Annotated in this window: 20 protein-coding genes and 1 riboswitch; of the genes, 11 read left to right on the top strand and 9 right to left on the bottom strand. The window is 62.5% G+C overall.

The window, feature by feature from the left end:
- Positions 1-78 precede the first annotated feature (78 nt).
- Positions 79-1,470 (bottom strand): MFS transporter, encoded by a 1,392-nt coding sequence (locus MC269_RS00700; RefSeq protein WP_239953389.1) that lies wholly within the window; start codon positions 1,468-1,470, stop codon positions 79-81.
- A 151-nt stretch (positions 1,471-1,621) separates the two neighbouring features.
- Here MC269_RS00700 and MC269_RS00695 point away from each other — a divergent pair, with 151 nt between their 5' ends.
- From MC269_RS00695 to MC269_RS00685, 3 genes are all read left to right on the top strand, one after another.
- Positions 1,622-1,813 carry a hypothetical protein gene (locus MC269_RS00695; protein WP_239953388.1) on the top strand — a complete coding sequence of 64 codons (192 nt, stop codon included), beginning with the start codon at positions 1,622-1,624 and terminating at the stop codon, positions 1,811-1,813.
- Positions 1,814-2,015: 202 nt separating this feature from the next.
- The gene (locus MC269_RS00690; RefSeq protein WP_239953387.1) at positions 2,016-2,306 is read left to right on the top strand and encodes a DUF1778 domain-containing protein; all 291 of its coding nucleotides are present in this window, start codon (positions 2,016-2,018) and stop codon (positions 2,304-2,306) included.
- A complete protein-coding gene (locus MC269_RS00685; RefSeq protein WP_239953386.1) occupies positions 2,294-2,821 on the top strand; it encodes a GNAT family N-acetyltransferase in 528 nt (175 codons plus the stop codon). Before MC269_RS00690 ends, MC269_RS00685 begins: the two co-directional genes overlap by 13 nt.
- Here the strand turns inward: MC269_RS00685 and MC269_RS00680 are convergent.
- The gene (locus MC269_RS00680; RefSeq protein WP_239953385.1) at positions 2,813-3,319 is read right to left on the bottom strand and encodes a GNAT family N-acetyltransferase; all 507 of its coding nucleotides are present in this window, start codon (positions 3,317-3,319) and stop codon (positions 2,813-2,815) included. The genes MC269_RS00685 and MC269_RS00680 overlap by 9 nt on opposite strands.
- A 63-nt stretch (positions 3,320-3,382) precedes the next feature.
- On the opposite strand from MC269_RS00680, the gene MC269_RS00675 reads away from it, so the two are divergent.
- Positions 3,383-5,215, top strand: a complete 1,833-nt coding sequence (locus MC269_RS00675) for an ABC transporter ATP-binding protein (RefSeq protein WP_239953384.1) — start codon at positions 3,383-3,385, stop codon at positions 5,213-5,215.
- On the opposite strand, the gene MC269_RS00670 is transcribed toward MC269_RS00675, so the two are convergent.
- Positions 5,212-6,336: a GNAT family N-acetyltransferase gene (locus MC269_RS00670; RefSeq protein WP_239953383.1), complete on the bottom strand. Its 1,125-nt coding sequence runs from the start codon at positions 6,334-6,336 to the stop codon at positions 5,212-5,214. The two genes, MC269_RS00675 and MC269_RS00670, sit on opposite strands and share 4 nt — an antisense overlap.
- A gap of 73 nt (positions 6,337-6,409) precedes the next feature.
- Positions 6,410-7,330 carry an AraC family transcriptional regulator gene (locus tag MC269_RS00665; RefSeq protein ID WP_239953382.1) on the bottom strand — a complete coding sequence of 307 codons (921 nt, stop codon included), beginning with the start codon at positions 7,328-7,330 and terminating at the stop codon, positions 6,410-6,412.
- A 144-nt stretch (positions 7,331-7,474) separates the two neighbouring features.
- On the opposite strand from MC269_RS00665, the gene MC269_RS00660 reads away from it, so the two are divergent.
- The 4 genes from MC269_RS00660 to MC269_RS00645 all read left to right on the top strand — a co-directional run bounded on the left by MC269_RS00660 (position 7,475) and on the right by MC269_RS00645 (position 10,896).
- Entirely contained in the window at positions 7,475-8,299 is an 825-nt protein-coding gene (locus MC269_RS00660) for an oxidoreductase (protein ID WP_239953381.1), read from the top strand.
- Between the two features lie 39 nt (positions 8,300-8,338).
- The gene (locus MC269_RS00655; RefSeq protein WP_239953380.1) at positions 8,339-9,262 is read left to right on the top strand and encodes a LysR family transcriptional regulator; all 924 of its coding nucleotides are present in this window, start codon (positions 8,339-8,341) and stop codon (positions 9,260-9,262) included.
- A gap of 76 nt (positions 9,263-9,338) precedes the next feature.
- On the top strand, positions 9,339-10,280 hold the full coding sequence (locus tag MC269_RS00650; RefSeq protein ID WP_239953379.1) for a glutathione S-transferase family protein: 942 nt from the start codon (positions 9,339-9,341) through the stop codon (positions 10,278-10,280).
- Positions 10,281-10,290: 10 nt separating this feature from the next.
- Complete coding sequence (locus MC269_RS00645; protein WP_239953378.1) at positions 10,291-10,896, top strand: alpha/beta hydrolase; 606 nt, start codon at positions 10,291-10,293, stop codon at positions 10,894-10,896.
- Here the strand turns inward: MC269_RS00645 and MC269_RS00640 are convergent.
- Entirely contained in the window at positions 10,893-11,696 is an 804-nt protein-coding gene (locus MC269_RS00640; RefSeq protein WP_239953377.1) for a sugar phosphate isomerase/epimerase, read from the bottom strand. The genes MC269_RS00645 and MC269_RS00640 overlap by 4 nt on opposite strands.
- A 74-nt stretch (positions 11,697-11,770) precedes the next feature.
- Positions 11,771-12,148, bottom strand: coding sequence for a fluoride efflux transporter CrcB (gene crcB / locus MC269_RS00635; RefSeq protein WP_081136714.1), 378 nt, complete (start codon positions 12,146-12,148; stop codon positions 11,771-11,773).
- An 88-nt stretch (positions 12,149-12,236) separates the two neighbouring features.
- A riboswitch (Fluoride riboswitch) is annotated at positions 12,237-12,313 on the bottom strand.
- Between the two features lie 296 nt (positions 12,314-12,609).
- Between crcB and MC269_RS00630 the strand changes: the two genes are divergently transcribed.
- A complete protein-coding gene (locus MC269_RS00630) occupies positions 12,610-13,545 on the top strand; it encodes a nucleoside hydrolase (protein WP_239953376.1) in 936 nt (311 codons plus the stop codon).
- Here MC269_RS00630 and MC269_RS00625 read toward each other — a convergent pair.
- Entirely contained in the window at positions 13,517-14,545 is a 1,029-nt protein-coding gene (locus MC269_RS00625; protein WP_081136718.1) for a zinc-binding alcohol dehydrogenase family protein, read from the bottom strand. The two genes, MC269_RS00630 and MC269_RS00625, sit on opposite strands and share 29 nt — an antisense overlap.
- A 137-nt stretch (positions 14,546-14,682) precedes the next feature.
- On the opposite strand from MC269_RS00625, the gene MC269_RS00620 reads away from it, so the two are divergent.
- Positions 14,683-15,585 (top strand): GntR family transcriptional regulator, encoded by a 903-nt coding sequence (locus MC269_RS00620; RefSeq protein WP_239953375.1) that lies wholly within the window; start codon positions 14,683-14,685, stop codon positions 15,583-15,585.
- A gap of 167 nt (positions 15,586-15,752) precedes the next feature.
- Positions 15,753-17,108, top strand: coding sequence for an MFS transporter (locus tag MC269_RS00615; protein ID WP_239953374.1), 1,356 nt, complete (start codon positions 15,753-15,755; stop codon positions 17,106-17,108).
- Positions 17,109-17,132: 24 nt separating this feature from the next.
- Here the strand turns inward: MC269_RS00615 and MC269_RS00610 are convergent, their stop codons facing one another.
- Positions 17,133-18,524, bottom strand: coding sequence for a hypothetical protein (locus tag MC269_RS00610; protein ID WP_239953373.1), 1,392 nt, complete (start codon positions 18,522-18,524; stop codon positions 17,133-17,135).
- Entirely contained in the window at positions 18,517-19,437 is a 921-nt protein-coding gene (locus MC269_RS00605; RefSeq protein WP_239953372.1) for an alpha/beta fold hydrolase, read from the bottom strand. Before MC269_RS00605 ends, MC269_RS00610 begins: the two co-directional genes overlap by 8 nt.
- Between the last annotated feature and the right edge of the window lie 43 nt (positions 19,438-19,480).

Raw genomic sequence — 19,480 nt, 5'->3', positions numbered from 1 at the left:
GTATCGGCAAGTGAGCAAATTTTCTTCAGTGAGAATCAAGTGGTCGGTGGTCGGCGCAGCGCGCCGACCGGCGGGAAGTTAAAGCGCCTTGATGCCGTGCGCCGCTTTTTGCGTCTCGCGCGCCGCTTCCGGCGTCTGCGCTTCGCCGACGCGAGCGATCGGCCCCATCACGAACAGGAACAGCAGCGCGGCAACCACGCAGTGCGCGCCGACAAATCCCAGCCCGATGCTGTAGCTGCCGGTCAGCCCGACAATCACGCCGAACAGCAGCGGCGTGACGAAACCGGCGATATTACTGATGCCGTTAAAGATGCCGCCTGCAAGGCCAACCGCCTCTTTCGGCGCGGTGTCGCTGATCACCGTCCAGGTGCCGGCGCCCGCCGCCACGCCCTTGCCGAAGAAGGCGAAAGACATAATGGCGATAATGCCGAGGTTGCTCGGGATCACCGCCGCCATCACCAGCGACGCCGCCATCAGCATGCCGACAATAAAGGGCGTTTTGCGCGCCCAGGAGAGGCTCCAGCCGCGTTTGATCAGCATATCGGAGATGTAGCCGCCGCTGATGCCGCCAAGAAAGCCGAACAGCGCGGGCGCGATGGTGGCGAAGCCGGCGTCCATAATATTCATGCCGCGCGCCTGCACCAGGTAAATAGGGAACCAGGTGATAAAGAAGTAGCTCAGCGCGATGGTGCAGTACTGACCGAGGTAGGCGCACCAGAGCATGCGGCTGGAGAGCAGGGTTTTAAACATCTTTTTGTTCAGCGCAGGCCGCGCCTTAAGAGTATGGGGCGCATCGATATCCACCAGCGCCCCGCCTTCGACGATATAGTTCAGCTCGCTTTGAGAAACGCCGGGATGTTTGCGCGGCTCGCGCATATAGGCCGCCCAGACAAACACCGCCAGCACGCCGATGCCACCGAGTACGAAGAAGGGCCACTCCCAGCCGAAGCGTGACACCAGCCAGCCGGAGAGCGGCGAGAAGATAGCCACGGCGAAGTATTGCGCCGTGCTAAACAGCGCCGAGGCACGGCCGCGTTCGGCGCCGGGAAACCACATAATCACCACGCGCGCGTTGGCCGGGAAGGCGGGCGCTTCTATCAGCCCCAGCGCGAAGCGCAGCGTAAACATCAGCACCAGCGCGGCGGTCATGCCGCCGGCGAATTCGCCGACAAAGCCCATCGCAATGGTGGAAAGCGACCAGAGCGCCAGCGTCACGCCGTAGATTTTTTTGGCGCCGAAGCGATCGAGCAGCAGACCGCCGGGGATCTGGCCGATCACATAGGCCCAGCTAAAGGCGGAGAGGATCAGGCCGAGCTGGATCGCCGACAGACCGAACTCATCTTTGATCGCCGATCCGGAGATCGACAGGATCGAACGGTCGGCGTAGGCCACCACGGAAAGAAACAAGATCAGACACAGGATCCAGATACGCACGCGGGTTGGTCGTGCAGCAGATTGAGCTATGGTCATCAGGTGAATTCCTCAGGATGCGGAGCGTCCTGCCCCTGGAATTATTATCAGGAATACCGCTTTGAATTCGCTGTTGAGGAAATATAGGTAGCAGGCGAAGGGTTGGTCATTGGGCGAGTGTTGAAATCATGCGTGCTCTCTGGCACGGATTTTGGCAGCCTTCACAACACAGCTTGCGGCACCGCACATAAGCGGCAGAAACGTCAGCTGGCGCATGGGGAATGTGCGCCAGCTCCAGGAAATCATGGCGCGCTGCGCTATGAAACGCAGCGGCTTGCGCGGCTGGCAGCAAAATGAAACAAAGCCCATTGCTCTCGTCGCGCTGAACGGCGAAAGTCGTTAATGTCCATCGCGTTCTCCCGGTTTGTTGTTTTAAACAGAGGGTTACGCACTACGCCTGCATATTGGTTACTGGAGCGTTGATAGTGATGCGGAGCTACTCTACAATCGCTAAATGTACGGTAAAAAACCGTACATCAGATGAACCCAAACGGCTGACCTTGTGTAGCTATCGGTTCTCAATGCGGATGAACGGGAAAAGTAGCATGGGCGCTTCAGCTAAATCGGAACGGATGGAACTGCGGATAAGCCCGCATGACAAGCAAGAGATCGAACAGGCTGCGCAGTTGAGCCGCGTCAGCGTGTCGCAGTTTATTGCCGACTCGGCGCGAGAGCGTGCGGAACAGATTATCAATGAACACAAGCGCATCCAGCTGACCGAAGCCTCCTATAGAGCGGTCATGGAGGCGCTGGAAAACCCGCCGGAACCGAATGAACGACTCCGTCGCGCAGCGGATCTCAGCAGAAAGGATTCAACCTGGGAATGGAAGCGGTAACATTAAAAATCATCAGGTTTTCGCCGCAGCTGCCTCTCAATAGCGCGAATTTTAGCTGTGGTCGGCCCGCGTTAGACGACTTCCTGAAAAAACATCTGGCCGCGCAGCACCAGCAGAACGTCCTTAAGGCGTATCTGCTGGTCACCGACGATCCTGTTGCAGAAGTGCTGGGTTATTACACACTGTCAGGCGGCAGTTACGCCAGAAGCGCCATGACGCGCACCTTTCAAAAACAGGCTGCGCCCTACCATGAAACCGCCTGTATCATTCTTAGCCGTCTGGCGGTCGATAAGCGCATTGCCGGCAAGGGCTTCGGCACGCAGCTGGTGCTGGATGCGCTGCGCGTCGCCTGGCACGCGGCGGATGCCGTCGGCATTTACGCCGTCATGGTGGAAGCCAAAGATGAAGAGGCCGCCGGTTTTTATCGCGAAGCGATGAATTTTATCCCGCTCAAAACCGACGACGGGAAACTGAAATTCTTTTTTCCCGTCGCAAGCATCGCGTCGCTACTGTGAAGGGCCATCGCGCAGCAGCGCCATCACAACGATATCGTGATAGTCGCCGTCGCGCAGGCAGGCTTTGCGGCGCACCCCTTCCTGCTCAAAGCCGATGCGCTGATAGAGCCGCCGCGCGCGTTGGTTGTCGTGAAACACCTCCAGCTCGACGCGCGTCACGCCCAACCAGTTAAAGGCGTAATCAAGCCCGGCGCGGATTAGGCGTTCGCCGATGCCGCGCCCGCTGAAAGCGGGATCAACGCCGATGCCGAAGCTCAGTCCGTGCCGGGTGCGCGGCCGGTTTTCCACAAACAGCGTCAGCTCGCCGACCATCTGCCCGTCAAGTTCGGCAACGAAACCGATATAGCCTTCACTGTCCATCCGTTCGAATTTTTTCTGCCATGTCGCCACGCTGGGAAACGGTAGCTGGGTGGTCCAGCGATAGACCTCAGGCTGGCTGTAAAGACGCTGATAGCCAGCGGCATCGCTGGGTTCACGGCCGCGGATGGTCAATTCCATATCGGTAATCCCTTTTAAGTTGCACTAAGCTGTTTACTCTCCCCAGGCGTAAAGAGAGTCGTTATGTTGTATCGCCGTTTCGAACGTTTTATCAATATTTTCCAGGATGCTCCATCCGATTCGCCTCCTGGCCGTATCGGACCCTTCTATTTTTACTACCTGCGCCAGGTGTGGCCGAGCTTTGCGGCGTTGCTGGTGGTCGGGCTGGGCTCAGCGCTGATTGAGGTGGCGCTGTTTAGCTATCTGAGCCGCATTATCGACCTGGTCAACGGCGCGACACCCGCCACGCTGTTTGCGGAACACTGGCCGATCCTGCTGTGGATGGCCTTTGTGGCGCTGATCCTGCGGCCGATCTTTATCGCGCTGCACGATATGCTGGTGCACCAGAGCATTAATCCCGGCATGACCAGCATGATCCAGTGGCAGCAGCATAATTACGTGCTGCGCCAGAGCCTGAACTTCTTCCACAACGATTTCGCCGGCCGCATCGCCCAGCGCATTACCCAGACTGGCAATGCCCTGCGCGACTCGGCGGTGCAGCTGGTGGACGCCATCTGGCACGTGCTGATCTACGCCATCACCTCGCTGGTGCTGTTTGCCGAAGCGGACTGGCGGCTGATGATCCCGCTGGTGATCTGGATCGTCGCCTATATCGCCTCGCTGCGCTTCTTTGTGCCGCGCGTCAAGGCGCGCTCCGTGGTGGCGTCGCAGGCGCGATCGAAGCTGATGGGCACCATCGTCGACGGCTACACCAATATTTCGACGATAAAGCTGTTTGCGCATCACGATCTGGAAAAGCGCTACGCGCGCGACGCGCTGCAGGAGCAGACCGAAAAGAACCAGCGACTGAGCCGCATGATCACCAGCATGGACGTGACGCTCTCTTCGCTTAACGGTTTGCTGATCGTCTCGACCTCCGGGCTGGCGCTCTGGCTGTGGAGCCAGTCGCTGATCAGCGTCGGCGCCATCGCGCTGGCGACCGGGCTGGTGGTGCGGCTGGTCAATATGTCCGGCTGGATCATGTGGGTGGTGAACGGTATTTTCGAAAATATCGGCACGGTGCAGGACGGCATCAATACCATCGCCCAGCCGCTCAGCGTGCAGGATGCGCCGCAGGCGAAAGCGCTGAAGGTGACGCGCGGCCAGATCCGCTACGAGGATATCCGCTTCGACTACGGCGGCGGCCACCAGGTGATTAACCGTCTCAACCTCAACATCAAACCCGGCGAGAAAATCGCCCTGATCGGCCCTTCCGGCGCGGGCAAGTCGACGCTGGTGAATCTGCTGCTGCGTCTCTATGACCTTAACGGCGGACGCATCACCATCGACGATCAGAATATCGCCGAGGTGACGCAGGCGAGCCTGCGCGGCCAGATCGGCATGATTACCCAGGACACCTCGCTGCTGCACCGCTCGATTCGCGAGAACCTGCTGTATGGTCGTCCCGACGCGACGGAAGACGAGCTGCAGACGGCGATCCGCCGCGCGCGCGCCGACGAGTTTATTCCGCGCCTTTCCGACGCCGAAGGGCGCACCGGACTCGACGCCCACGTCGGCGAACGCGGCGTGAAGCTCTCAGGCGGCCAGCGCCAGCGTATCGCCATCGCCCGTGTGCTGCTGAAGGATGCGCCGATCCTTATCATGGATGAGGCGACCTCGGCGCTCGACTCCGAGGTGGAAGCGGCGATCCAGGAGAGTCTGGGCACGCTGATGGAGGGCAAAACGGTGATCGCCATCGCGCACCGCCTCTCGACCATCGCCAAAATGGACCGGCTGATCGTGCTGGATAAGGGACATATCGTCGAGATGGGCAACCACAGCGAGCTGCTGGCGCACAACGGCCTCTATGCACGGCTGTGGCGCCATCAGACCAGCGGCTTCGTCGGCGACCATTAATCGCCGCGTCGATACGGCAGGGCGTCGCGCGCTTCATCCGCCCAGGCGCGCACGCCTTCCCGCTCTTGCTGCAGAAAATCCGCCACCGCGTCGCGCAGGCCGGGATGCGCCAGATAGTGCCATGAGGTAGTGAGCTGCGGCTCAAAGCCGCGCACCAGCTTATGCTCCCCCTGCGCGCCGGCGTCGAAACGCTTCAGGCCGGCGGCGATGGCGTAGTCCATGCCCTGATAGAAGCAGGTTTCGAAATGCAGGCGGTCGAACTCCGCCAGGCAGCCCCAGTAGCGGCCGTAGAGCGTCTCGCCATCCACCAGACAGAACGCCATCGCCGCCGGCTGATGGTGCAGACGGGCAATCGCCACGCGAATGCTGCCCGGCATCCGCGCCACCAGCAGGCTGAAGAAATCACGCGTCAGATAGGGGCGCTGGCCGCGCACCGCGTAGGTGTTGGCGTAGCAGGTATAGACGAAGTCCCACTGATCTTCGCGCAGCTCGTCGCCGCGATACCAGCTAAATTCAAAGCCGCTCTGCGCCACCTGCTCGCGCTCTTTGCGCAGCTGTTTGCGCTTGCGCGACATCAGCGTGTCGAGAAAATCCTGAAAATCGCGGTAGCCGCGATTGTGCCAGTGATACTGGCAGCCGAGCCGCATCAGCCACTCCGGCTGCTGACGCAGCAGCGCGTCGCCAGGCGCGTCGGTAAAATTGATATGCGCGCTGCTCAGCCCGTGGCGATGCAGCGTCTCCGGCAGCGCGGCCAGCAGCTGCGCGGCGGCCTGCGGCTCGCCCAGCAGACGCGCGCCGGTCACCGGGCTAAAGGGAATGGCGCCCAGCCATTTCGGGTAGTAGCGGATGCCCGCGCGCTGGCAGGCGTCTGCCCAGGCGTGATCGAAGACATATTCGCCCCATGAGTTGCGCTTGCGGTAGCCGGGTATGGCGGCACGCAGCGCGCCCGCTTCCCGCCACAGCAGGTGATCCGGCTGCCAGCCGCTTTCGGCGCGCACGCTGCCGCTCTCCTCCAGCGCCAGCAGAAAGGCGTGGCGTAAAAAAGGCTGATCGTCGGGCAGCAGCGCGTCCCATTCAGCGGCGTCGACGTCCGCCAGCGAAGCAAGGTGAAACAGAGACATGCAGGGCTCCAGGCCAAAACGGGCAGAAAGTTAGTCAAGCAGGTTTTACCGCGCAGCGAAAGGGCGACGGCACCTAATGTGAAGCGACGAAGCGCGCGTCTGGCTGAGCCGGCGGCAGCGCGAAGCCCTCCCGCAGTCGCCTCGCCTCTTCGCCCGGCGACAGGCCGAACAGCCGACGGAATTCGCGGCTGAACTGCGAAGGGCTTTCATACCCCACCGCCAGGCTGGCCGCAGCGGCGGTCATCTGCTGCCGCACCATCAGCAGCCGCGCCTGATGCAGGCGAATCGACTTCACATACTGCATCGGCGAAGTCTGCGTGATGGCGCGAAAGTGGAGGTGAAAGGTGGCGTGGCTCATGCCCGCGCGGCGGGCGAGCTGGGTGATATCCAGCGCCTGCGCATAGTGCTGATGAATATGACGCAGCGCCTGGCCGATTTTGCCGAAGGCGCCCTGCTGCGCCAGCGCGGCGCGCAGCTCGCCGCCCTGCTCGCCGCTCAGCACGTGGAAGTAGATTTCGCGCACCAGCGCCGGCCCGAGCAGCGCGGCCTCCAGCGGATCGCCAAGCGCGTAGAGCAGCCGCGCGACCGAACGCTGCAGCGCGTCGCTAAGCGGCGTGGAGAGCAGGCCGGCGGGTTTGTGCCCTACCGTCGCGCCCGCCTGCTCCATCTGCAGCAGCAGCTCTGCCGCGACCGCGAGATCGAGGTGCATATAGATCGCCAGCAGCGGCGCCTCTTCGCTGGCGTCGGTCTCCATGGTAAAGGGCACCGGCACCGAGACCGCCAGATAGTGCTGCGCGTCGTAGCAGTAGACGCGATCGCCGAAATAGCCGCGCTTGCGCCCCTGCAGCACGATGACGATCCCGGGATCGTAGAGCACCGGGGTGCGGCTCAGCGGACGGTTGGATCGCAGCAGCCGCACGTCGGGCAGCGGCGTCAGGTTGTAGCCTTCCTGCGGCGCAAGCGCGGCGATCAGGCGGAGAGAGTCGGCGTTCATAACAGGATTATGCACGCTATCGCGCGGTTTGGCCGCTGGCGCGCCTGAAAATCAGCGTTTCAGGCAAGGATGGCAGATAAACAGGCATCCTCTTTTGCTCACTGCGGGCGCAGGCTACAGGCTCACCCACAGAGAGGAAAAGAGATGAAGACGATTATGATCACTGGCGTCAGCAGCGGATTCGGTCAGGCGCTGGCGCAGGCTGCGTTGACGGCGGGCCACCGCGTTATCGGCACCGTGCGCAGCCAGCCGGCGCTGGAGGCCTTTACGGCGCAGGATCCAGCACGCGCCCACGGCGCCATCCTCGACCTCACCGACGTCGAGCGCATCGCCCCACTGGTGGCCGCGCTGCAACAGGCGCACGGGCCAATCGACGCGCTGATTAACAACGCGGGCTACGGCCATGAAGGCATTTTTGAAGAGGCGACGCTGGCGGAGATGCGCCATCAGTTTGAGGTGAACCTCTGGGGCGCGGTGGCGATGATGAAGGCGCTGGTGCCGCATTTCCGCGCGCGGCGGCGCGGGCGGATTATCAATATTACCTCGATGGGCGGCTTTATTACGCTGCCCGGCATCAGCGACTACTGCGCCAGTAAATTCGCGCTGGAAGCCTTTTCAGAGACCCTGAGTCAGGAGCTGGCCGGTTTTAACATCGCCGTGACCGCCGTGGCGCCGGGATCGTTTCGCACCGACTGGGCGGGCCGCTCGATGGTGCGCAGCCCACGCGCCATCGGCGATTACGACGCGCTCTTCGATCCGGTGCGTGAAGCGCGCCTCGCCAAAAGCGGCCAGCAGAATGGCGATCCGCACAAAGCGGCGCGGGCGATCCTCGACCTGCTAAATCACCCTGCGCCGCCGGCGCACCTGCTGCTGGGCAGCGACGCGCTGCAGCTGGTGCGCGACAAACTGCGCGCGCTGGAGAGCAGCCTGGCGGAATGGGAGCGCGTCACGCGTTCAACCGACGGCTAAAAACCGGTAGAGTGGCGTTTTCTCTTGCAGGAACGCCCTATGGATCGGCTCGATTGCGACCGGATGCTGGTCGCCGTACTGGAGCTGGGCAGCTTTGCCGCCGCCGCGGCGCGGCTCGGCGTCAGCAGCGGCCAGGCGTCAAAACTGGTCTCTAAGCTGGAGCGGCAGCTCGGCGTGCAGCTGATTAAGCGCAGCACCCGCGCCCTGTCGCCTACCGACGTCGGCCACGCCTATTACGAACGGGTCAAAGCGCTGCTGGAGGCCTTCGACGCGCTCGACGCCCGCGTGCGGGAAAGCGCCAGCACGCCCAGCGGCCGCCTGAAAATCAGCGCACCCGTCACCTTTGGCGGCGCGGTGCTCTCCCGCGCGCTGGTCGCCTTCGCCAGGCGCTATCCGCTGATTGAGCTGGACGTCAGCTTTACCGACCGGCTGGTCAGCATCGTGGACGAAGGCTTCGATATCGCCGTGCGCGTCGGCAACCTGAGCGACAGCAGCCTGGTCGCGCGGCGTCTGGGGGACATCCATGTTCGACTGGCCGCGTCGCCGGCCTATCTGCAGCAGTACGGCACGCCGCAGCACTGGCGCGCCGTCAGCGAGCACCAGTGCATTACCGACACCAACTTTCGCGATCCCTGGAACTGGCCCTTCGCCGGCGACAACGGCGAGACGGTCAACGTGCCGGTGCGCGGACGGCTGCGCTTCGCCAACGCCGAGGCGTGTTTGCAGGCGGCGATCGCCGGACTCGGCATTGCGCGCCTGCCGGACTTTATCGCCGCGCCCGCGCTACAGCGCGGCGATCTGGTGCCGGTGCTGGCGCGCTACGACGTGCCGCCGCTCGGCCTGTTCGCGCTCTATCCCGCCGCGCGTCACCTGGCGCAGCGCACGCGGCTGCTGGTCGATTTTTTAGTGGATCATTTTGATCGTTTCCCGCCAGGGCGATCGCTTCCAGAATGGAAAGAATGATTGCGGTTTTGACCCGATTATCAGCGGTCAGGAAGAGGAATAAGCTGCTGCTCATCTCAGAATAAGGAGCAGCGCCATGTTAGTCAGCGGTAAATGGAGTGCAGAGTGGCATCCGGTTCAGGCCACGGATAAACAGGGCGGATTCGTCCGCCAGACCTCGAGTTTTCGCCACTGGATCAGCAGCGACAACAGCACGGCGTTTCCCGCCGAGCCGGATCGCTACCATCTCTATGTGGCGCTGATTTGCCCCTGGGCTTCACGCGCGCTGATTGCCCGCAAGTTAAAAGGCCTGACGTCGGTTATCAGCGTGTCGGTGGTGGAGCCGCAGCTGGGCGAGCAGGGCTGGCGCTTCGGCGACTTTCCCGGCGCAAACCGCGACACCCTCAACGGCGCGCGCTATCTGCACGAGCTCTATACCCGCGCCGATGCCGACTTCACCGGGCGCGCCACCGTGCCAGTGCTGTGGGACAAGCAGACGCAGACCATCGTCAACAACGAGTCGGCGGATATTCTGCGCATGCTTAACAGCGGCTTCGGCGACCTGGCGGATAACCGCATCGATCTCTTTCCCGCCGCGCAGCGCGACGAGATTGAGGCGCTGAACGAGACGATCTATCCGCGCCTCAACAACGGCGTCTATCGCGCCGGCTTCGCCACCACGCAGATCAGCTATCAGCAGGCCTACAGCGATGTATTCGCCCAGCTGAACGAGCTGGAGGCGCGCCTGGCCGACGGCCGCACCTTTCTGCTGGGCGAGCGCGTCACCGAAGCGGATATTCGCCTCTTCGTCACGCTGATCCGCTTTGACGTCGCCTACTACGGCCTGTTCAAGTGCAATCAGCGTCGGGTGCGCGACTATCCGTTGCTCAACCGCTATCTGAAGAGCATGCTGTCGGTTTCCGGCGTGCGCGAAACCGTTAACGTCGAGCACATTAAACAGGGCTACTATTCCATTAAGGCGCTGAATCCCAACGGCATCGTGCCGGCAGGCCCGGATATGAGCGAGTATGGTTTTTAAGGAGAAACGGATGGCGAAAGCGTTAGTGATTTTTCTGCATGGCGTCGGCAGCAACGGCGAGGATTTAGCAACGCTGGGCCGCCACTGGGCGCCGCTGTTGCCGGACGTCATCTTCGCGGCGCCCGATGCGCCCTTTCCCTTTCCCCACGGCGCGGGCTTTGAGTGGTTCAGCCTCGACGGCGTGACGCCGGAAAACCGTCCGGCGCGGGTGCGCGCCGCGCGCGCAACGTTCGACGCCACGCTGGAAGCGATACTGGCGCAGCACGGCATGGAGGATGCCTGGCATCAGGTGGTGCTGGTCGGTTTTTCGCAGGGTTCGATCATGGCGCTCGACGCGCTGGCGTCAGGTCGTTTCCCGCTGGCGGGCGTGGTGGCGTTTTCCGGCCGGCTGGCGTTCGACGAGGCGCTGTCGCCGGCGGCTCAGACGCCCGCGCTGCTGATCCACGGCCACGCCGACGCGGTGATCCCGTGGCGTGAGAGCGAATCGGCCGCGCAGCGCCTGAAAGCGGCGGGCGTGCCGCTTGAGCTACAGCTTGAACCCAGGACAGAGCACACTATTTCCGCGCAGGGGGCGATGCGCGCCGCCGCCTTTATCGCGCAGTGTCTGCAGGACTAAGACCAGAAACGCCGTAACGCGGCATACGCCTGCTGCGCCGCTTCGCGCGGCGGCTGGCGTTTCAGGTCGTCGTTGAACACCTCGATGCCCACCGGTCCCTGATAGCCCGCGCTTTTCAGCTTGTCAACAAAGCTGTTGATATCGATGATGCCCGCGCCGGGCAGCTGGCGCTGGTGTTTGGCGAGGGTCATGATCGCCTCTTTATCCTGCGGCGACGGCTGAACCGCCATATCGCACAGCTGCACTTCATAGATCCGCTCGGCGGGAATGGTGTCGAGATGCGAGGCGTCGCCGCCCAGCGCGCAGATATGAAACAGATCCACCACCAGCCCGATATTGGGCTGATCCAGCCGCTGCAGCCGCTCCCAGGCTTTCGGCAGCGTATTATCGACGCTGCACCAGGCCATCGGCTCATACATAATGCGCATGTCGAAACGTGCGGCTTCCGAAGCGAGCCAGCGCAAATCTTCGTCGATATGCTGCGCAATGCAGTCCTCGCGCGTGGTAGCGGGCGCCTGTATGGTGTCGCAGCCGAGCGCCTGCGCCATCTCGATAAACTGGCGCAGCTCGTCGCGCTTTTGCCGACGCAGATCGCCAGGCGCGCCGGTGAAATCGCGCAGCACCTGCAGGTTAGTAAAGCCGATGCCCTGCTGCGCCAGCCGCGCTGCGCCGCCGTGACAGGCCTCAACATCTTCACGCCAGATTTCCACCTGATCGAATCCCGCGTCGCGCGCGGCCTGTAGCTTCTCTTCGGGTTCACCGCTTAACAGCACCAGGTTAAGGAATGCAGGATGAGTCATGAACGTCCTCCTTAATTGTCCGGAATAATCGGTTGCCGCAGAGGCGGAATGCCGCTGCGACGCGGTATTTGCTTTTAGCCGAGCGCGTTCACCAGCGCGAAGCCGGCGAAGGTCATCAGCAGCGATCCGGTGACGTGCACCAGCACGCTCGCCATCGCCCACAAATACTTACCTGATTGTAGCAACATGAGAATTTCTGCTGAGAAAGTCGAGAAGGTGGTCAGGCCGCCGCACAGGCCGGTGACGATCAGCAGCTTCCAGGCGGGATCGAGCTGCGGATATTTGAGGAACCAGGCGAGCGCCGCGCCGATAATAAAGCCGCCCGCCAGATTCACCAGCAGCGTGCCAGGCGGCAGCGAGGGAAACAGCGCGTTAAAGCGCAGCGAGATCAGCCAGCGCAGCGTACAGCCCACAGCGCCGCCCAGCATAACGGCGAACAGCGACTTCAACATAATGTGCTCCTGTAGTCAGCAATCGCGCAGGGTTATGGCGGAGAGAGAACGGCCTGACACACCGATAACGCCTGCGAGAGGATTAGGGTTAATGTCAGGCGTCATCAGCCGCTGGGATCGCCAGCAGGCGGTTGGCAAAGGTGGAACGCCATCACCTTAAGGCGTTGATAGTACGATGATGAGCAGGGAGTGACAAGCGGGTCAGAGGCGCAGCAGGCGGCGGAAAAAAGTGGGGTTTTAAAAAATTGCGGGCACCTCAATATTAGCGATCAGCTTAGGCAGCTGTGTTTTAGCATTGTAAGGGTTTAACTTGTGCATAAAACCGCTTTTAGTTGGTCAAGCTACTCGCCAGTTTTCCCGTTTTGTTAGTCTAAAAGCATCGCTTTTTTCTGGTCAATTTTTATTCAGGCATTCAGGCGATAGCGACGTCCCCTCTTAGGGTCATGCGTTAAGGAGATTTTATGCGCAACTTGATTTTCGACACCGATATCGGCGTAGATGACGCCTTTGCGCTGGCTTATGCGGCGCGGACGCAGCGGCTGCTGGGCATTACCACGGTGTTCGGCAACGTGGCGGTGGGCCAGGCGGTGAAGAACGCCCGCCTGTTTTGCGAAAAAATGCAGATTAACGCGCCGATCTATCGCGGCTGCTCGCGTCCGCTGGCGCTGGCGCCCAGCGAACCGGCCAGGCTGCACGGCGAAGATGGTTTAGGCGACGCGTTTGACAATAGTTACAGCGACGCGGCGCCGGACGCGGTCGCCTTTATTATCAACAGCGTGCGCGCGCAGCCGCATGAGATTACGCTGGTGGCGATTGGCCCGCTAACCAATATCGCCAGCGCCATTAACCAGGCGCCGGACATTATCCCGCTGGTGAAAGAGCTGGTGATCATGGGCGGCGCGTTCGGCACCGACGGCCACAGCGGCAACGTGACGCCTTTCGCCGAGTTTAATATCTGGAAAGATCCGCACGCCGCCGATCAGGTGCTGAGTTCGGCGCTCAACGTGGTGGTGATGCCGCTCGACGTGACCCATAAGGTGCTGATCAGCGGTGAAGAGGTGCGACAGCTTAACCAGCCGGTGCTGAGCGCCATCGTGCGGCCCTACCTCGCCTACAGCCTGCAAAAAGAGGGCTTCGACGGCATGGCGCTGCACGACACGCTGGCGATCGCCTGGCTCTGCCAGCCCGAGGCATTTCAGCTAAGCGAAGGGCCGCTGCGCGCGATCACCGAAGGCATCGCGTGCGGACAAACGGTGCGGAAGCTGAGCGCGCTGGCGTCGCGGGAGGATCCGTTTCGCCATCTGCCTGCCCAGCGCGTGGCGCTGGACGTGGACGCCGCGCAGGTGCGCGACCACTTCTTCCGCACGCTTAGCGATCGAAGTGAATCACCCCTTTAATCAGCTCGCGGTTGTTGATCACCTGCGGCTCGAAGCTTTCCGCCAGCGTCGAGAAGGCGAAGTGCGCGTTGAGCATCATCTCGGCGCGCAGCTGGCCGCTGGCCATTAAATCGCGCACGCGGTCGAAATCCTCGCGCGTCGCATTGCGGCTGCCCATCAGCGTGGTCTCTTTTTTATGAAACTCGCTGTCCGGGATCACCAGATCCCCTTTGTGCAGGCCGACGTAAACTACGGTGCCGCCGTGGCGCATCAGGTTGACCGCGTTATTCATCGCCGCCGGGCTGCCGGTCGCGTCGATCACCTTGAGCGCCAGCCTGCCGTTGAACTGCGCGCGCAGCGCGTCGTAAAAATCGTCCTGCGTTGGGTCAAGCGCCGCCACGCCCAGCTCTTTAGTGACGTGCGCGCGGCGGAATTCGCTGGTGTCCGCCACCGCGACGCTGGCGCCCGCCGCTGCGGCAATCGCCGCCACGCCCAGGCCAATCGGCCCCGCGCCCACCACCAGCACATGCTCGTCCGCGCCGACATTCGCCCGGCGCACGGCGTGCGCGCTGATGGCGAACGGCTCAATCAGCGCTGCGGCCTCTGGCGCCACCTTATCGACCGGCAGCAGATTGCTGACCGGCACGGCGAGGTAGTCGCAAAAGCCGCCATCCTGATGCACGCCGATCACCGAGATCTTTTCGCAGCAGTTGGTTTTGCCGCTCTGGCAGGCGTCGCAGCGCAGACAGGAGAGATAGGGGATCAGCGCCACGCGCTGGCCGGGCTCAACGCCTGCGGCGCCTTCCCCCAGCGCCACCACTTCGCCGCACAGCTCATGGCCCAGCACGCGCGGATAGCTGAAGAAAGGCTGGTTGCCCGCCCAGGCGTGGATGTCGGTGCCGCAGATGCCGGCGGTAATGATTTTAATCAGCGCCTCGCCCGCCGCAGGCACAGGCTGCTCGCGCGTGGCCCAGACCATTTTTTTCGGTTCAGCGATGACCAGGCTTTTCATTGTTGTCATGGTGGTTCTCCTGTTGTCTTGCCGCAGTTATGACGAAACGATCGCAAACCGGCTGTTTTGCCCGCGCGATCTGTGAGGCATGACGTTTTTTTTGGGATTTGAATGGTTTTTAATAAATAAAAACCCGGAGAGCCCCCGTGAGCCGCAACCTGAATCTGCGCCAGAACGTCATCAACCAGATGCTGGAAGGGATCGCCCAGCGTCATATCCGTTCGCCGCTGCCCGCGCAGGCGGCGCTGGCGGAGATGTTCAATATCAGCCGCACCACGGTGCGCCATACGCTGCACTATCTGGAACAGCGCGGCGTGCTGGAAAAAGTGGCGGGCACCTATGTGATTGTGCGTCAGCCGCAGGAAGAGGATGGCTTTAGCGAACTGACGTCGCCGATTGAGCAGCAGGCGAGCCAGTTCGAACAGGCGTTTTTCGAGATGATCAACCAGCGCCAGCTCTCGCCCGGCGACGCCTTTAGCGAGCTACAGCTGGCGCAGCGGGTCAAGGTCAGCCCGGTGGTAGTGCGCGAATTTCTGCTGCGCTTTATGCGCTACGACCTGCTGGAGCCGGTGAAACGCGGGCGCTGGCGCATGAAGAAGTTCACCCTCGACTACGCTGACAAGCTGTTCGAGCTGCGCGAGATGCTGGAGACGCATGCGCTGACGCGCTTTCTCAATCTGCCGCCGCAGGATGAGCGCTGGATCCAGGCGCGCGACCTGCTGGATCGCCATCGCGCCCTGCGCGATACCATCGCCAGCGACTATCGCCAGTTCGCCGCGCTGGATAAAGAGCTGCATTCGCTGATCCTCTCCGCCGCCAACAACCCCTTTTTCAACCACTCGCTGGAGATTATTTCGGTTATTTTTCACTCGCACTATCAGTGGGATGAGCGCGATCTCAAGCAGCGCAACATCGTGGCGCTGGAGGAGCATATGGCGCTGCTCTCCGCGCTGATCGGCCGTCAGGACGTCGACGCGCTGCTGGCGCTGCACAATCATCTGGCGACCTCTCGCTCGTCGATGGCGCGCTCAATCCGTCAGTACAATTAAAAACCGATTAAAAACCACAAAGCATTAGCTCCCGCACGAATCAGAAACATCTTCGCAACATCCCGGCTGCATTGCTTCTAGTCTCGACTGCAACTCATGGCGGGGTGCTGAACCGCCGTGTCCTTTGATATCCGATAACGATAACGACCCCGCTACGGGAGAATGCCATGGAAAATACCTCAACCCGCGACAGCAAAAACCCGGCCGCCGACGCGCAGTCTGGACAGGAGTACGTGCCGGCGCGCAGCGATATCGTGCGCTCGCCGCGCATTCGCAAGATTCAGATCACCGCGATGCTGCTGCTGCTGTGCGCCGCCATTATCAACTATCTGGATCGCAGCTCGCTCTCGGTGGCCAATATGACCATTCGCGAAGAGCTGGGGCTCAGCGCCACGGAGATCGGCATGCTGCTCTCCGCCTTTTCGCTGGCCTACGGCCTGGCGCAGCTGCCGTGCGGCGCGCTGCTGGACCGCAAAGGCCCGCGCATTATGTTAGGCATCGGTATGTTTATCTGGTCGCTGTTTCAGGCGGCAGCTGGGCTGGTGCATAACTTCACCCAGTTTATTCTGGTGCGTATCGGCCTCGGCATCGGCGAAGCGCCGATGAACCCGTGCGGCGTGAAGGTGATTAACGACTGGTTCAACATTAAAGATCGCGGCATGCCGATGGGCTTTTTCAACGCCGCTTCGATGATTGGCCTGTCGGTGGCGCCGCCGGTGCTCGCCGCCATGATGCTGGCCTTCGGCTGGCGCGGCATGTTCATTACCATCGGCGTGCTCGGCATGTTTCTGGCGATTGGCTGGTACATGATCTATCGCGACCGCGACAACAGCAGGCTCAGCGCGGAAGAGATCCACTATCTGCAGGCGGGCAGCGTGGCGTCGCGCAAAGAGCCGCTGAGCTTCGCCGAATGGCGCGGCCTGTTTAAGCAGCGCACCATGTGGGGCATGATGATCGGCTTTAGCGGCATCAACTACACCGCCTGGCTCTATATCGCCTGGCTGCCGGGCTATCTGCAGTCGACCTATCATCTGGATCTGAAGAGCACCGGCCTGCTGGCGGCGATCCCGTTCCTGTTCGGCGCGGCGGGCATGCTGCTCAACGGCTATGCGGTGGATGCGCTGGTGCGTCGCGGCTTCGACGCGGTGAAAACCCGTAAGGTGTGCATTATCTCCGGCATGCTGCTGTCGGCGGCCTTTACCGCCTTCGTGACGCGCGCCACCGATACCACCAGCGCGGTGACGCTGATCGGCATGGCGCTGTTCTGCATCCACTTCGCCGGCACCTCCTGCTGGGGGCTGATCCACGCCAACGTTACGGCGCGCATGACCGCGTCTGTCGGCAGCATTCAGAACTTCGCCAGCTTTGTGTTCGCCTCGTTCGCGCCGGTTATCACCGGCTGGGTGTTGGATACCACCAAATCGTTCAGCCTGGCGCTGATGATCTGCGCCGGCATCGCCGTGGTGGGCGCCCTCGCCTATCTGGTGCTGGTGCGCAAGCCGATTACCGACGGCGCAGCATAAGCGGACGGCCGGGCTGATGCCCGGCTAGTTCAGTTTGTGCAGCGTCACGCCGTGGCGCGCGCCGTAGCGTTCAATACCGGCAATCACCTTCTCCACGCTCAGCGGTGGCGGCGGCGCAAAGAGCGGCGCCCGCGCCCGCAGCGCCGAGTCAAAATGCGCTAAGCCGCTGATATCGTGAGGATAGCGCTCGCTGTCCACCCCAACCAGCGCGCCTTCCTGCATGGCGCGATCGAGCAGCCCCTGCCAGCGTTCAAGCGGCGCCAGACCAATACTCTCCACGCCTGAAGAGAACAGCAGCATATCGATGTCGCGATAGCGCGGCTGGCGGTCGAGGAAGCGCGCCAGCGACGCGGCGGAAGGCTCCGCGCCCGACATCAGCCAGAACGGGATGGCGTGCTGGCGCATGGTGCACCAGGGATCCATCAGCAGGTAGCTCGCCACCGTCAGGCGCGTGGCGTTAATGCCCGCCGCCAGATACCAGTCGCGATAGATTTCCGCCACCACAAAGCTCAGCGCCTCGGGATCCTGATAGCGTATCTCCAGCAGCTGCCAGCCCTGATCCGCCGCCAGCTTTTTCAGCGGCGATTTCAGGTATTCATCCAGTCCCCACTCCGCTTCCGGCACGCTGTCGGTGGGCGCGGGCGCATCCCACTGCTCGCGATCGCTGCCGTAGCGCGCCAGCAGCTCCGCCACGCGTCCGCCGCCCTGCCGATACTCTTTTTCGGTCGCGCCGCCGAGCGCGCCGAACTGAAAGAAAGAGCGATCGCTGGTGCGCGTCACCGGCCACTGCTGCGTGCAGTGGCTGACAAACAGCGTGCTGTTGCCCGGCAGGCTGCGCATCAGGAATTCATTGAAGGCGAGCGGCAGCGCGCGCAGCTTCAGATGGAAGTAGCGCAGCTTGTCGAGCAGCAGGCGGTCCTGGTTGGGATCATGAATATGGTGCACCGCCAGACGCGGCCAGGCCGCCAGCAGCGCCGCCGCGACCGATTTGCCCTGCTCAAAGCCGCGCTGTGCATCATCGGGATCGCTGTGCGGCGCGCGCACCGGACAGAGAAAGGTTTGCGGCAGCCAGGGCGCGCCCACTGCCGCCGCCAGATGGGTCAGCGCGCCGTTTGACGAGCCGATAAAGGCGGCCGGATAGTCGCGCGCCGGATATTCGCTCACCATCCATTCGGCGATGCCTTCGATATCGAGATCGCCCGCCTGCGATTCGCTGATGCCTTCGGCCATGCCGCCGACGGCGTAGCCCCACTCTTTCAGCCGGCCCGGCAGACGGTCGAGCGACGGCAGCAGGCGATCGCGCAGCGGCGTCGCGTCTGGGCTGTCGACCGGTTTGTCATGCAGCGTATGGGCCAGCGCCATCAGCATCGTGGTGGCGGAATCGAAGCGGGCGATGCCTTTAGGCCGTTTACTCATGCTGCTCCTCCTGCTGAATGCGCGTCAGAAACGGACGGATAGCGTGGCGGAAACTCCACGGATAGACATAGTGCAGCGTATGGGTGCCGCCGCGCAGCGTCAGCACTTCACCGCGCGGCAGCAGCGCGCCCAGTTCCTCAACCCAGCGCGCGGGGGACACCGTGTCGCGCGAGCCGCGCAGCAGCAGCGTCGGCACGTTGATGTAGGGCAGCCGGTGTTCGATGCGATCGTGCAGTAGCAGACGATGGTTTTTCAGCGCGCGCCACAGGCCCGCTTTGGCGAGGTCGACGTGCATCAGCGACGTGGAGGAGCGATGGCGTTCGAGACGGCTGTTGCGCCAGCCGCGCCACGCCTGACGCAGCAGGCTACGCGCGTGGCGATCGACCGTCGGGCCCTGGAAAACCAGCCCGGCCACCGCTTCAGGATGCCTGACGGCCAGCGCGGCGAGCACCTGACAGCCCGAGGCGCTGCCGATCCAGATGGCGCGCGTCAGCTGGTTGTGCTGCAGCCACTGCCAGAGCGCATCGGCCTGCTCCTCCACCGACAGCACCGGCGCCGAGGGCGGCAGGATGCTGGCACCGAATCCGGGCAGATCCGGCACCAGCACGCGATAGTTGTTGCTCAGCGCCAGCGCCAGCTCCTCCATAGCCCGGCCCGACATCACCAGTTCGTGCACCAGCACCAGCGGCAGGCCGGGTGTGTCGTGGGGCGTGACGCGCGTAAACATGCGCCACTCGCCGACCTGCTGAAAGTATCCGGCCAGTCCCGCGTGGTGGCTGCGCGGCGACACCGGCGGCGTCTGTTTTAAACGCTGCCATTGCTGAACGCCCCACCAGGCCGCCGCTGCGCCCAGCCCCAGCCCGGCCAGCAGCGCGCCGCTTTTCCAGCGCGTCGGTTGTTCCTTACGCCTCATTACCCGCTCCTGAATATGGATGTGTCACTTCAGTGTAGGCGGC

It is taken from the genome of Pantoea sp. Z09 (assembly GCF_022394795.1).
GTDB lineage: Bacteria > Pseudomonadota > Gammaproteobacteria > Enterobacterales > Enterobacteriaceae > Pantoea > Pantoea latae.
The sequence above is the reverse complement of the archived record's forward strand: the minus strand, read 5'-3'. Positions and strand labels throughout refer to the sequence as shown.